General features: G+C 69.5%; 12 protein-coding genes. 2 read left to right on the top strand and 10 right to left on the bottom strand.

The genetic code is table 11. The annotated features are described in order from the left end of the window. Positions 1-3: 3 nt before the first annotated feature. Entirely contained in the window at positions 4-261 is a 258-nt protein-coding gene (locus GO308_RS16420; RefSeq protein ID WP_066481411.1) for a hypothetical protein, read from the top strand. On the opposite strand, the gene pulA is transcribed toward GO308_RS16420, so the two are convergent. The 6 genes from pulA to GO308_RS16390 form a co-directional block, all read right to left on the bottom strand. Continuing rightward, positions 258-3,011 carry a pullulanase-type alpha-1,6-glucosidase gene (gene pulA, locus GO308_RS16415; protein WP_240886214.1) on the bottom strand — a complete coding sequence of 918 codons (2,754 nt, stop codon included), beginning with the start codon at positions 3,009-3,011 and terminating at the stop codon, positions 258-260. The genes GO308_RS16420 and pulA overlap by 4 nt on opposite strands. 87 nt (positions 3,012-3,098) lie before the next feature. Beyond that, entirely contained in the window at positions 3,099-3,569 is a 471-nt protein-coding gene (locus GO308_RS16410) for a GNAT family N-acetyltransferase (protein WP_197418969.1), read from the bottom strand. A gap of 192 nt (positions 3,570-3,761) precedes the next feature. Then, positions 3,762-4,523, bottom strand: a complete 762-nt coding sequence (locus GO308_RS16405; RefSeq protein WP_066545813.1) for a GntR family transcriptional regulator — start codon at positions 4,521-4,523, stop codon at positions 3,762-3,764. Then, positions 4,520-5,650 carry a CaiB/BaiF CoA-transferase family protein gene (locus GO308_RS16400; RefSeq protein ID WP_240886213.1) on the bottom strand — a complete coding sequence of 377 codons (1,131 nt, stop codon included), beginning with the start codon at positions 5,648-5,650 and terminating at the stop codon, positions 4,520-4,522. The genes GO308_RS16405 and GO308_RS16400 overlap by 4 nt, the downstream gene beginning before the upstream one ends. 6 nt (positions 5,651-5,656) lie before the next feature. Further along, on the bottom strand, positions 5,657-6,817 hold the full coding sequence (locus GO308_RS16395) for an acetyl-CoA C-acetyltransferase (protein ID WP_240886212.1): 1,161 nt from the start codon (positions 6,815-6,817) through the stop codon (positions 5,657-5,659). Between the two features lie 102 nt (positions 6,818-6,919). After that, complete coding sequence (locus GO308_RS16390; protein ID WP_331709692.1) at positions 6,920-7,834, bottom strand: ROK family protein; 915 nt, start codon at positions 7,832-7,834, stop codon at positions 6,920-6,922. Positions 7,835-7,956: 122 nt separating this feature from the next. On the opposite strand from GO308_RS16390, the gene GO308_RS16385 reads away from it, so the two are divergent. Further along, positions 7,957-8,961, top strand: a complete 1,005-nt coding sequence (locus GO308_RS16385) for a LacI family DNA-binding transcriptional regulator (RefSeq protein ID WP_066481395.1) — start codon at positions 7,957-7,959, stop codon at positions 8,959-8,961. Between the two features lie 6 nt (positions 8,962-8,967). Here GO308_RS16385 and GO308_RS16380 read toward each other — a convergent pair whose 3' ends face one another. The 4 genes from GO308_RS16380 to GO308_RS16365 form a co-directional block, all read right to left on the bottom strand. Further along, a complete protein-coding gene (locus GO308_RS16380; protein WP_240886211.1) occupies positions 8,968-10,092 on the bottom strand; it encodes a glycoside hydrolase family 68 protein in 1,125 nt (374 codons plus the stop codon). 35 nt (positions 10,093-10,127) lie between these two features. Then, positions 10,128-11,468, bottom strand: a complete 1,341-nt coding sequence (locus tag GO308_RS16375; protein ID WP_240886210.1) for an MFS transporter — start codon at positions 11,466-11,468, stop codon at positions 10,128-10,130. Positions 11,469-11,575: 107 nt separating this feature from the next. After that, on the bottom strand, positions 11,576-12,028 hold the full coding sequence (locus tag GO308_RS16370; protein ID WP_066481388.1) for a MaoC family dehydratase: 453 nt from the start codon (positions 12,026-12,028) through the stop codon (positions 11,576-11,578). A 19-nt stretch (positions 12,029-12,047) separates the two neighbouring features. After that, on the bottom strand, positions 12,048-13,010 hold the full coding sequence (locus GO308_RS16365; RefSeq protein ID WP_240886209.1) for an NAD-dependent epimerase/dehydratase family protein: 963 nt from the start codon (positions 13,008-13,010) through the stop codon (positions 12,048-12,050). Between the last annotated feature and the right edge of the window lies 1 nt (position 13,011).

Here is a 13,011-nt window from a genome sequence, read left to right as displayed (position 1 = left end):
ATCATGCGCGTGCGTACCGGTCTGGCGGTGCTTGCCGCCCTGGCAACCCCTGGCTGCATTGCCAAGACTGCGGTCGACATCGTCACCCTGCCCGTCAAGGCGGGCGCACAGGTCGTCGACTGGTCGACGACCAGCCAGGACGAGGCCGACCGCAATTACGGCCGCGAGATGCGCAAGCTCGCCAAGCGGTGCCGCAAGGACCCCGATGATGCGGAATGCGACCGGCTCGATCGCGATCGCTATCCCGCGCGCGACGATTAGCGGACGGCGATCCGGCCACTGCGTGCCGGCCGGGCAACCCATATGGCCGTCGTCAGCGCGGGCACCTCGAAGCGGCCGGTCCGCCAGGCGGCCGAACGCAGCACTGCGTCGTCCGACGCGCGCTGCACGCGATGCAGCGCGTAGCGTGCCCCGGCGGGCGCGGGCACGGACCGCGCCTCGCGGCTCGCATTGATCGTGACGACCATGTCGGGCCGCGCGGAATCGCCCAGCGCCATGACGATCAGGCCGGGCTGGCGTTCGACGCCCGCGCCCTCGAAATGGACCTGCGCGCGTACCTGCGCGCCGGTGCGCAGCCGCAACAAGGGCGAGGCGCGCCGGATTTTCAACAGCTCGTGCAGGTGCGCCTGCGCCCGCGCGATGTCGCCCGCGTCGACCCGCAGGCGCGGGTCGGCGAGCAGCGGGCCGGCGATCGGCCAGTCCTCGCCATTTTCGACCCGCGGGGGAAGTCCGCGCGCCCAACCATTGTCGCGCGCATCCGCGTCGAGCAGATTGAACCAGTCGCCTGAATCGAACGAGTTGCGATCCAGCGACTTCGAGCGCAGCCGCTCCTGGCCGGCATGGATGAACGGCACCCCCTGCGCGAGCAGGATGACCGATGTCGCAATGTTCTGCCACCGCACCCGTTCGGCGGCGGTGATGCCGGGCGGCAATTTATAGGCGTTCGAATCGAACAGCGTGTGGTTGTCGTGCGCCTCGGCGTAGTTGATCGTTTCCTGAGGGTCGGAGACATAGCCGAAGGGCGCGCCGTGATAGTCGAGCTCGCGCGCGGCGCGCGTCGTGCCATCCGCCAGGACCAGCCGATAGTCGGACAGGCTGGCGGCAAGCCCCGCGCGAACCTGATCCGCGGCGGCGAGTGCGGCGACGCGCGCGGCATCGTCCGCCGGCCGCGCCGCGTTGAGGGCGGTGAACAGCCCGCTCGCGAAGCCCTGGGTGCGGACGAGCGTCGCGCCGTGGTCCGCGGGGCCGCCGCCGCGCAGCGCATCGCGCAGCCGGTCGTTGAACGTGCCGACGCCGGTGACGGCCCCCATGTGCCGCTGGGTCGCCTGAACGAAGCGCGCGTCGTCGGCGACCTCGCCGAAATTCCAGCCCTCCCCGTAAATATAGAGGCGCGCGCCATCGACGCCGTCCTTCGCCAGCGTGAGCCGCGCCAGGCGATCGCGCGCGCGCAGGATCGTGTCGCGGCCATGATGCCCCATCAGGTCGAAGCGGAAACCCGCGACCTTGTAGTCGCGCGCCCAAACGACCATCGCATCGATCATCAGCCGCTCCATCATCCGCCGTTCGCTGGCGGTGTTGGCGCAGCAGGTGCTGGTGGTCACCGCGCCCTTGTCATCCAGACGGTGATAATAGCCCGGCACGATGCGATCGAGCACCGATCGCGGATGCTGGCCCGACGCGGTGGTGTGGTTGAACACGACGTCGAGGACGGTGCCGAGCCCGGCATCGGCAAGCGCGGCGACCATCCGGCGAAACTCGCGGATGCGCGCGATGCCGTCGGGATCGGTCGCATAGCTGCCCTCGGGCACCAGATAATGCCACGGGTCATAGCACCAGTTGAACCCGTCCTTCGCATGCGCCGCCTCGACCGCCGCTTGCTGGCGGTCGCTGTCGGGCGGCAGGTCGCTCAGGTCGCCGGGCTCGCGCCGGTCGCGCGCGCGCTCCGCGATCGTGGCGCAGTCATAGGTCGGCAGCAGGTGCACGTCGCTCAACCCCGACCGGGCGAGCGCGCGCAGCCGTCGCATGCCGGCGCTGCGCGGATCGGCAAAGCCCAGATAGCCCCCGCGGTGCGCCGCGGCCACGCTGCGGTCCGCGATCGAGAAATCGCGGACATGCAGCTCGTAGAAGACGCGGTCCTCGGGCGCCTCGGGCAGCACGCGGGCGATGCGGTCCCAGCCGGCGGGCTTGGTGTCGGCATCGGCCAGATCGACGATCTGGCTGCGCGCGCTGTCGGCGGCGAGCGACAGCGAATAGGGATCGGTGACCAGATTGGTCTCGACCCTGCCCGTCGCCGGCACGAACACCTCGACCTCGTAGAGATAATAGCGACGGTTCCAGTCGCGTTCGCCGGTGATGTGCCAGACACCGGTCGCGGCATCCCCGGTCATCGCCAGCACCTTGTGCGCGGCGCCGCTCGGCCCGTCGAACAGATGCAGGCGCACCGCACGCGCGGTCGGTGCCCACAAGGCGAGCGTCGGGCGACCATCGGCGAACCCGACGCCGAGCGGCGCGTCGGTTGCGAACAGCGCGTCGATCACCCCGCCGGTCTGGACCCCGGTTCGATCGACGATGCGTCCGGCCGCATCGCGCGCCACCACCGCCACCGGCCCCTTGAGCCAGCCGCGCACGCGCGCGGGGTCCACGCCCGCGATCCGCCAGAGCGGCAGGCCGCGCAGATGCGGATAGGCGGTCGCCAGGTCGCCGCTCAGCGTGCCCGCCGCGATCAGCGGGATCAGTGCCGCCCTATCGACCTCGATCACGGGCCGGGCACCGGCGACGGGGCGCCAGGCGATCAGGTCGGCGGTCAGCCAGTGCGCACGTGCCTCGACGGGGCGGGCGGGTGCTTCGACGGGGACCGCCGCCGGGATCGCGACCGGCGTCGCCGTTGATGCAAACGGCAGGAGTATCGCGACCAAGGCCAGGATCATGCGCCGCGACATCACTTCCTCCCGCGCGTCGACGCGCACTGATTTTGGGGCATCGTCGGCGGCGGGCGGCCGCGTGGCAAGCATTCGCGGCTGAATACGTATGTCCGGCGATACATGGGGAAAGGGGTGGTCGCGCCGGTCAGGCGCGACCACCCCCCTGTCGGCGCGCGGCTAGCCGATCTGCTTCCAGAACAGGATCTTGTCCTCGCCCGTGTCATAGAAGTCGCGGATCCGCGCCTCGCGGGCAAAGCCCAGCCCGTCGTAGAAGGCACGCGTCGCCGCATAATCGGGCAGCGACGAGGTTTCGACGATCAGGACGCGCCCGCCCGACTGGCCGAGCCGGGACTCGAGCGCCGCGATGATCGCGGTGCCGACGCCCTGCCCCTGCAACTCGGGGCGCACCGCGATCGCCAGCAGGTTGAAGGTGCCGATGGTCATCCGCTCAGGCTCGCAATAGCCAAAGCCGATCACCTCCCCTTCTCGTTCGGCGACCAGCCAGTGATGCGGTGCCTGGCCCGCAAGCCAGGGTTCGGCCATCTCCGCCAGCATTTCGGCGGGGAACAGCCCGGTGTCGTCCAGCACGCGTGCGATCGCATGCAGGTCGGCACGCGCCATGGCGCGCACATTGATGTTCTCGTTCAACTCGGATTTCCTTTTGATCGCCCGCGCATTGGCGGGCATGTCCGCAGGACGCACCGCGTCAGCCGGCTGACGCCGGGGCGGTGGGTCGGAAAGCTCCCGCCACGGGGAGCCGAACGTCAGGCGGTCATCAAATCTCCATCGCCGGCCGGTTCGGGCGCGACAGGGCAAGCATGCGGCCGGGGCCGGACATCGTCAAGCCATCGCGTCGGGGCTCAACGGTCGCGCGGCACCCTCGCGGCCCAGCCAGGCGCGGTTGGCATTGGTCAGGTGCAGCCGCCAATGGGCTTCCGCCCCGTCCGCATTGCCCGCCTCGACCAGCTCGATCAGCCGCAGCACCGATTTCAGACCCGACCGGACGTAACGCTGGCGCTCCTCGTCGCCGAGGCGGTGGGTGGCCAGCCATTCGCGCTGATAGGCGCGATATTGCCGCTGCAGGATGTCGGTCATCAGCAACAATGTGCGCTGGCCGCTGACCTCTGCGATCGCGCGATGGAACCGGTCGAGCCCGGCGATGAAGTCGCCATAATGCCCGCCGTCGATCAGCCGGACGAGCCGGCGATATTCGCCGCGCAGCCGCTCGATCGCAGCGGACGCACGCTGCTGGGCGATGGCGCGGACCAGGAAAGGCTCGATCGCCAGCCGCGCGGCATAGGCGTCGCCGATCGTCGCACCGGCCGCCTGCAGCGCATAGCCCGCCTGGCGCGCCACCCCCGCGCTGCCCGGCCGGCGGATCAGCGCGCCGCTGCGCGACCCCCGCATGATGCGCAGGAACCCCTCGCCCTCCAGCACCCGCAGCGCCTCGCGCAATGTCGGGCGCGAGACGCCCAATGTCGCGACCAGCTGCGCCTCGGGCGGTAGCGTGTCGCCGTCCTTCAGCTCGCCCGACAGGATGCGCCGCCGCACCCGCTCGGCGACGAGCTCCGACGCCTTGGGCAGGTAGACGCGCTCGCTCAACCCACCACGCCCGCCGCGCGCAGCCGCGCGATCGCCGCGGCGTCATGGCCCAGCTCGCCCAGGATCGCGTCGCTGTCCGCGCCTGCCGGGCCGGCCCCGCGCGGGGGCGGGGCGGGGGTCACGGCAAAGCGCGGGTGCGGCGCGGGCTGGATCGCGCCGTTGACGGTCGCAAAGGTGCCGCGCGCGATATTGTGGGGATGCGCCGGCGCCTCGGTGAGCGACAGGACCGGCGCGAAGCAGATGTCCGTCCCCTCCATCACCGCGCACCATTCGTCGCGGCTGCGGCTGCGGAAGATGTCGGCGATCCGCGCCTTCAGCTCGGGCCAGGTCGCGGGATTGAGCTGGACGTCGAAGGCGGGATCGTCGGCGATGTCCAATGCCTCGCGCAGCTGGCGGTAAAAAGGCGCTTCGATCGAACCGATCGCGACATATTTGCCGTCCGCGCACGCGAACGTGTCGTAGAAATGCGCGCCGCCGTCGAGCACATTGACGCCGCGTTCGTCGCGCCACCGCCCGCTGGCGTGAAAGGCATAGGTCATCGCGGCGATCAGCGCCGACCCGTCGGACATTGCGGCGTCGACCACCTGCCCCGGCCGGCCCATCCGCACCGCCAGCAGCGCGCTGACCATGCCGAACGCCAGCATCATCGCGCCGCCGCCGAAATCGCCGACATAATTGACCGGCGGCACCGGCTTGTCCCCGGCGGGCCCGACCGTGTGCAGCACGCCCGACAGCGCGATGTAATTGATGTCGTGCCCGGCGGCCTGCGCCAGCGGTCCGTCCTGACCCCATCCGGTCATGCGGCCATAGACCAGCCGGGGATTGTCGCCAGTCAGCGCGTCCGGTCCCAGCCCCAGCCGCTCCATCACACCCGGCCGGAACCCCTCGATCAGCCCGTCGGCGGTCCCGCACAGCGCGCGGGCGATGTCGCGCCCCTCCGGCGACTTGATGTCGAGGCAGATCGAGCGGCGCGAGCGCGACAGCGCATCGACCGGGTCGAGCCGCGCGCCGGGCCGGTCGATCCGGATCACCTCCGCGCCGTGATCGGCCAGCATCATGCCGCAGAACGGGCCCGGCCCGATGCCGGCGAACTCGATGATGCGGATGCCGTCCAGCGCCCCCGGCATCGCGGCCTAAAGCGCCTCGATGATCGTCACATTGGCGACGCCGCCGCCCTCGCACATCGTCTGCAGCCCGTACCGCTTGCCCCGCGCGCGCAGCGCGTGGACCAACGTCGCCATCAGCTTGGTCCCGCTTGCGCCCAGCGGGTGGCCGAGCGCGATCGCGCCGCCATTGACATTCAGCCTCTCCGGGTCCGCGCCGACATGGCGCAGCCAGGCCAGCGGCACCGGCGCGAACGCTTCGTTGACTTCATACAGGTCGATCTCGTCGATCGTCATGCCCGCGCGCTTCAGCGCCCGGTCGGTCGCGAACAGCGGCTCCTCCAGCATCACCACCGGGTCGCCCGCCGTCACCGTCAGGTTGACGATGCGCGCCAGCGGGGTCAGGCCGTGATCCTTCAACGCCTGTTCGGATACGACCAGCACGGCGGAGGATCCGTCGCAGATCTGGCTGGCATTGCCGGCGGTAATCACGCCGCCCTCGGCCAGGGTCTTGAGGCTCGCCAGCCCCTCAAGGCTCGCGTCCGCACGGATGCCCTCGTCGCGGTCGTGCATCACCGGCCCCTCGGGCGTCTCCACCTCCACCGCGACGATCTCACCGGCGAACGCACCAGCTTCGGTGGCGGCAGCGGCGCGGCGATGGCTCTCCAGCGAATAGGCGTCGAGCAGTTCGCGGTCGAAGCCGTATTTGCGCGCGATCATCTCCGCCCCGGTGAACTGGCTGAACCCGCGCACATTGAAACGATCGAGCACCTTTTGCGAAAAGGGCTTGGCCCCGGTTTCGCGCAGCGCGGTCGAGCCCATCGGCACACGGCTCATGCTCTCGACGCCCGCGGCGATCACCACGTCCTGGGTGCCCGACATCACCGCCTGGGCGGCGAACTGGATCGCCTGCTGCGACGATCCGCACTGACGGTCGATCGACACCGCCGGCACCGATTGCGGCAGCGACGATGCCAGCACCGCATTGCGGCCGATGTGCAGCGCCTGCTCGCCCGCCTGGCCGACACAGCCCATGATGACGTCCTCGATCGCGGCGGGGTCGATCCCGCTGCGTTCGGCGACGGCGGTCAGGATCAGCCCGCCCAAGTCGTTGGCATGGATGCCCGACAGGCGTCCGTTGCGTTTGCCGCCGGCGGTGCGCGCGGCGTCGACGATATAGGCTGCGGCCATGGCATCTGCTCCAGCTTCATGGCCCGGCGCGATTCCCGGGCGATTTTCTCGCATTGTGGCACGGCGACGCCGCGCCGCGCCAGCCGCAATCGCATGACCTGTCTAACCAGGTGCGCGTTCATCCAGCGCGATTTGCGCCAGGGCGAGCGCGCCAAGCGGCCCGGCCCGGTCGCCTAGCCCCGCCAGCCGGACCTGCGCATCGATCGTGTCCGCCGTGACGAAGGGCAGATAGCCCGCCAGCTTCGCCAGCATGCCCCGGCGGATCGCCGGCAGCAGCGCGGGCCGGTTCACCGCGACGCCGCCGCCGATCAGGATGCGGTCGGGTGCCAGCGTCTGCATCAGGATCGCGAAACCGCCCGCCAGCGCGTCGGCGACGGGCACCCAAAGGGGATCGTCGTCGGCGATCGCGTCGCCCGGCCGTCCACCCGCGCGCGCGACGATCGCGGGGCCACTCGCCAGCCCCTCCAGACAATCGCCGTGAAAGGGGCAGACCCCGGCGAAATCGTCGCCTGGAAGGCGACGGACGGCGACATGGCCGGCCTCCGGATGCATTTGTCCGGTCACCGCTCGCCCGTCGGCAATGATGCCCATTCCGATGCCGGTGCCGATCGTGACATAGACCAGATCGCGCGACCCGACCGCCGCGCCCCAGCGTTGCTCGGCCAGCGCCGCGCCGGTGACGTCGGTGTGGATCATCGCGGGCCCGTCGACCATCGCCGCCAGCGGGTCGAGGATCACCGCCCCCGCCCAGCCGGGCTTGGGCGTGGGCAGCATCCGGCCATAATCCGCACGACCCGGCAGCACGCCCACCGGCCCGAAGCTCGCCACGCCCAGTGCGGCGGGCGCATGCGTCGCGCGCCAGCGGCCGAGCGCGGCGGCGAGCGGACCCAGCGTCGCATCGGGCGTCGTGGTCGGCACCGTCACTTGGTCGATGATCCGGTCGCCCTGGCCGATCAGCGCGATCGACTTGGTCCCACCGAGTTCGATGCCGGCCAATACCGGCGCAGTCGTCACCACGCGCAAATCCCCCCTTGCCCCAAAAGGCCACCGCGTCCGCCTAGCAACGCCGCCGGTACGCGTTCAAGCGACGATCGCGCACCGGCCCTTGATCGTTCGTCCGCAAACGGGTCAAAGGGGTCATGACCACGCGGGTGCGCAACATCGCCGATCTTGCCAAGCTGGCCGGGGTGTCCGCCGGAACCGTGTCGCGCGCGCTGGCCAACAAGTCGCTGGTCAACCCCGAAACCCGTGAGCGCATCCAGGCACTGGCACGCGAGCATGAATTCCGTCCCAACCAGATGGCGCGCCGCCTGCGCACGCAGAGCACGCGGATGATCGGCGTCGTCATCCCGCTTGGCCATGAACGGCGCCAGCACCTGTCCGACCCGTTCTTCATGACGATGATCGGTGCGCTGGCGGACGAACTGACCGAAAAGGGTTATGACCTGGTCCTCTCGCGCGTCATCCCGGACGGCGACGACTGGCTCGACCGCATCGTCGATTCGGGGATGCTCGACGGCGTCATCCTGATCGGCCAGTCCAACCAGTTTGCCGTGATCGAACGCGTCGCCGGACGCTATCGCCCGCTCGTCGCATGGGGCTCGCATCTCGATGGCCAGGTGCATTGTTCGATCGGCACCGACAATCGTCACGGCGGCTGGATCGCGGGTCAGCATCTGATCGCCCGCGGGGCGCGGCGGCTGGCCTTTCTGGGCGACGTCGAGGCCCCCGAGTTCCGGTTGCGCTTCGAGGGATTGTGCGACGCAGCCGCCGCCGCCGGACTGGCCGAACCGACGCTGTTCGCCACCCATCTGGCGGTCGAGTTCCAGGAACGCGACCTTCAGACGCACCTGGGCGACATCACGGGCGGCTATGACGGCCTGTTCGCCGCGACCGACATGATCGCGATGGCGACGTTGCGCGTGCTCGCCGACCATGGTGTGCGCGTGCCCGACGATGTCCGCCTGATCGGCTATGACGACCTGCCCATCACCGGCCAGACGGTGCCGCGGCTGTCGACGATCCGCCAGGATATCCGCGAAGGTGCCCAGTTGATGGTGCGCGCGCTGTTCGCGCGGATGGGGGGGCAGGAAACCGCCGCCGTCCAGATGCAGCCGCTGCTGATCCCGCGCGATTCGACCTGATCGCATTCAGGCGATCGTCACACGGTCGCCGTCGAACGCCAGCGCGAACCAGGGCGCGGCGGTGCCGCCGAACTGCGCGCGCGCCACGCCTGGCGCGTCGGGATCGCGCCCCGCCAGGCCCCACAGGTCGATGAAGCTGATCACGCGATGTTCGGCGGTCACCCACCAGCAATAGGTCTGAAAGGGCTCGGCCACCGGGTTGGCGGCGACCAGCCCGCTGCCATTGACCGGCCGCCACGGTCCGGCCATGCGGTCGGCGACCATTGCATACAGGCCCGTCCGCCCCGGCACGCCCGGCGCGAAACGATGCGCCCAGGTCGACCAGAACAGATAATAGCGCCCCCCCGCCATCACGATGTGCGGACGTTCGAGCTCGCGGTTGACGCCGGTGGCATCGACGATCGGGGGAAGCAGCCGCCAGGCACCCGCATCGCGCGCCGCAATGCCGATCACGCCATCGAACGCCGCCGGGTCGGGTGACGCGGAACCCGTGAACAACAGATATTCCCGGCTGTCAGCGGGATCGCGGAACCATGCGGGGTCGCGAAAGCCCTTGATGCCGCCCGCCTCCGCCTCGTCCTGGACCGCCGCGACATAATGCACGCCGTCAGGACGGATGCTTTCCACCGGCGGGGTCCAGTTGTCGATCATCGCCTCACCGGTATCGTCGTGGAGCCGGCGACGCGTCTCGAACAGCCGCTGTGCGAAGCGCGGGCCCCCGGCGCGATGACCGGCGGCGGTGAAATAGAGCGTGATCATGCCGCCCGCGTCGTCGAGCACGGCGAAGCCCGACCATTCGCGGCTGCCCGGGGAGAAGCCGTCGGGCAACGCGTTGCCCAGGTCGCGCCAGCCGTCGGGTCCGTGGCTGAGCGCGCGAATGCGGGCATGATCGTGGCGCGCCCCCGGATCGGCCATGCGCGGCGCGGCCAGGAAAAACCACAGGCTGCGTCCGTCGCGGACCACCAGCCGCCCGTCGCTATGCTGGAGCTGCCACATGTCCCACAGGTCCATGCCGGGGATCATCGGCTGCACATCGGCCGCGCCGATCAGGGGCAGGTCGGCACCCGATTGCGTCGCGATCCGACGGACATGATCGACGGTCCAGGGCGTGGTCGGGATGACAGGCGGCATGGTGCGTTCCAGCGGCGACGGCACGGACGCGCGGCTCAGACCGTCTGCACCAGGGGCGCGACATAGCCCGCGCGCCCTTCACGCACCCACAGCACCGCGAACGCGCCGCCCAGCATCAGCACCCCGCCGAGCATGAGGACGTTGCGCGGATCGCCGCCCAGCACCGGACCGTAGAGGAACGGCACGGTGAGCGAGAACAGCATCATCGGGATGACGATCATCATGTTGAAGATACCCATATAAACGCCGGTACGCTCCGGCGGGATCGATCCCGCCAGGATGATGTAGGGGTTGCCCATGATGCTGCCCCAGCCGAGCCCGATGCCGATCGCAGGCAGAAACAGCATCGCCTTTTGCGTGATGTGCGGCAGGGTGAGCATCGCCGCCCCCGCCGCGGTCAGGCAAAGCGCGTGCATGACCCCCGCCCCGAAGCGCCGCGACAGCGGCACCATCGCAAAGGCGGCGACGAAGGCGACGAAATTGTAGAACGCCGCCACTTCGCCGTTGGTCAGGACCGCGCTGCGGAAGCCGTCGGACGTCGCGTCGGCGGTGCCATAGACCGACCGCGCGATCGCGTAGATGACATAGTACCAATAGGCCGCCATCGCATACCATTGGCACAGGCTCATGATCGCGAGCTTGCGCATCGCGACCGGCATGTCGCGGATCGCATCGACGATTTCGGCAAGCGTTGCCGCGACTCCGCCTGGCTGCGCCTGGATCCGCGCGCGCTCGGCTTCGGTCAGCGGCAGTTCGGGGACGCGCCAAACCGACCACAGGATGGTCACGAGCGCCAGCACCGATCCGATCATGAACGCGGCACGCGCGGTGTACGGAATGTTGTGGCTGTCGACCCAGTTCTGATCCATCCCCGCCCAGACCAGCAACGACGGCGTCAGATACGCCAGCATTTGTGCCAGACCGGTAAAGGCTGCCTGAGTCAGGAAACCGATTTGGTGTTGGCTCTGATCGAGACGATCAGAGACATAGGCGCGATAGGGCTCCATGGTGATATTGTTGCCGGCATCGAGGATCCACAGCAGCGACACCGCCATCAGCAGGGATGCGCTCAACGGCATGAAGAACAGCCCGAGCGAGCAGATCACCGCGCCGATCAGAAAATAGGGGGTGCGTCGGCCCCATTTTGATGCGGTGCGATCGCTCATCGCGCCGATGACCGGCTGGACCAGCAACCCCGTGACCGGGCCGGCGAGCAGCAGGAGCGGCAGCGACGCCTCCTCCGCGCCGAGATAGCTGTAGATCGGCGCCATATTGCCCTGCTGGAGCCCGAAGCTGAACTGGAGCCCCAGAAAACCGAGATTCATCTCGAGCACCCGGGGCACCGAAAGTCGCGGTTTGGCAATGGCTTGGTTCATCGACACTGGCTCCTGCCCCGCTCAAGGCCCCGCACGCTCGTGCGCCGTATCGTCTACCCTATCCTGCTCGCTCGCCGACGACAACAATCGATTGCAGTTGATGACGCTCAGCCCGGCTTGCGTTTGAGCAGCGCGGTGCGCAGGCATTGGCAGACGATCTGGTCACGCTGGTTCACCAAGACATGGGTAAAGGTGACGATGCCCGCGTCGGGACGCGAGCGGCTGTCGCGCAGCTCGGTCACTTCGGTCTCGGCGCGCATCGTGTCGCCGATGAACACCGGGTGCGGCATGACCAGCTTGTCATAGCCCAGATTGGCGACGAGCGTGCCGAGCGTCGTGTCGCCGACCGACAGCCCGACCATCAGCGCGAAGGTGAAGGTGCCGTTGACGAGGATCCGGCCGAACTCGCTCGCCTTTGCCGCCTCGACATCCAGGTGGAGCGGCTGGGGATTGTGCGTCATGGTCGAGAACAGGAGGTTGTCGGTCTCCGTCACGGTGCGGCGGATGTCGTGGACGATCCGGTCGCCGACCCGCCATTCGTCGAAATATCTGCCCGCCAAGACGCTCTTCCTTTCCCGTTCAGCCCGCGCGCAACGCCGCCATGCCGGCGGCGCGGTCGACCACCGGCATATAGCCGAGCTCGCGCCGCGCACGCGCATCGTCGAGCGTGCAGTCGCGCGACATCACCATGGCGGCGTGGCGGGTGAGCGGCGGTTCGCCCCTCAGTCCGAACGCACGCCACACGCCCTCGCTCGCCCCGCCGAGCAGGTCAGCAAGCCAGCGCGGGATCGACTTGTCGGGCAGGGTCAGCCCCGCCGACCCCGCCAGCCCGCCGAACATCTCGCGCATCGTCACCGTACCGTCGTCGAGCACGAAATAGGCCGCGCCCGGCGTACCGCGAGTCAGCGCAAGCTCGATCGCATGGGCCAGATTGGCGATATGGGTGGTCGAGGTGACAGCGCGCCCGCCATTCACCCACACCCAGCTGCCCGCCCGCGCCATTTCGGTCAACGTCGGCAGCAGCGTCGTGTCGCCCGGCCCCCAGATCAGACGCGGGCGCAGCACGATCGTCGCGAAGCCCGGCGCGTTGGCGGCGCGCACCCGCGCCTCCGCCTGCGCCTTGGTCGCGCAATAGGGATAGGGGGAATCGGGGGCGAGCGGCACGTCCTCGTCCGCGTCGTGCACGTCCTGACCGCGCACAATCGCGGCCTCGGTGCCGATATGGACGAAGCGCGCGACGCTCGCGGTCCTTGCGGCGTCGAGCACCGACTGGGTGCCGAGCACATTCGCCTTGAACCACGCGTCCTTCGGCCCCCAGGATTCGACGAAGGCGGCGGCGTGAACCACCGCATCGACCCCGGCGAGATGGGCGGGCGCGATCGTCTCGAGGTCGCAACGGACGGGGGTCGCCCCGATTGCCACGACCTTCGCATCCGACGCGGCCGAGCGCGACATGGCGGTTACCCGGTGCCCGGCGGCGACGAGATGGCGCGCGGCCGCCCCACCCACGAAACCCGAAGCGCCGGTGATGAACACGTGCATG

It is taken from the genome of Sphingomonas sp. SFZ2018-12 (assembly GCF_022496715.1).
Taxonomy (GTDB): domain Bacteria; phylum Pseudomonadota; class Alphaproteobacteria; order Sphingomonadales; family Sphingomonadaceae; genus Sphingomonas.
The sequence above is the reverse complement of the archived record's forward strand: the minus strand, read 5'-3'. Positions and strand labels throughout refer to the sequence as shown.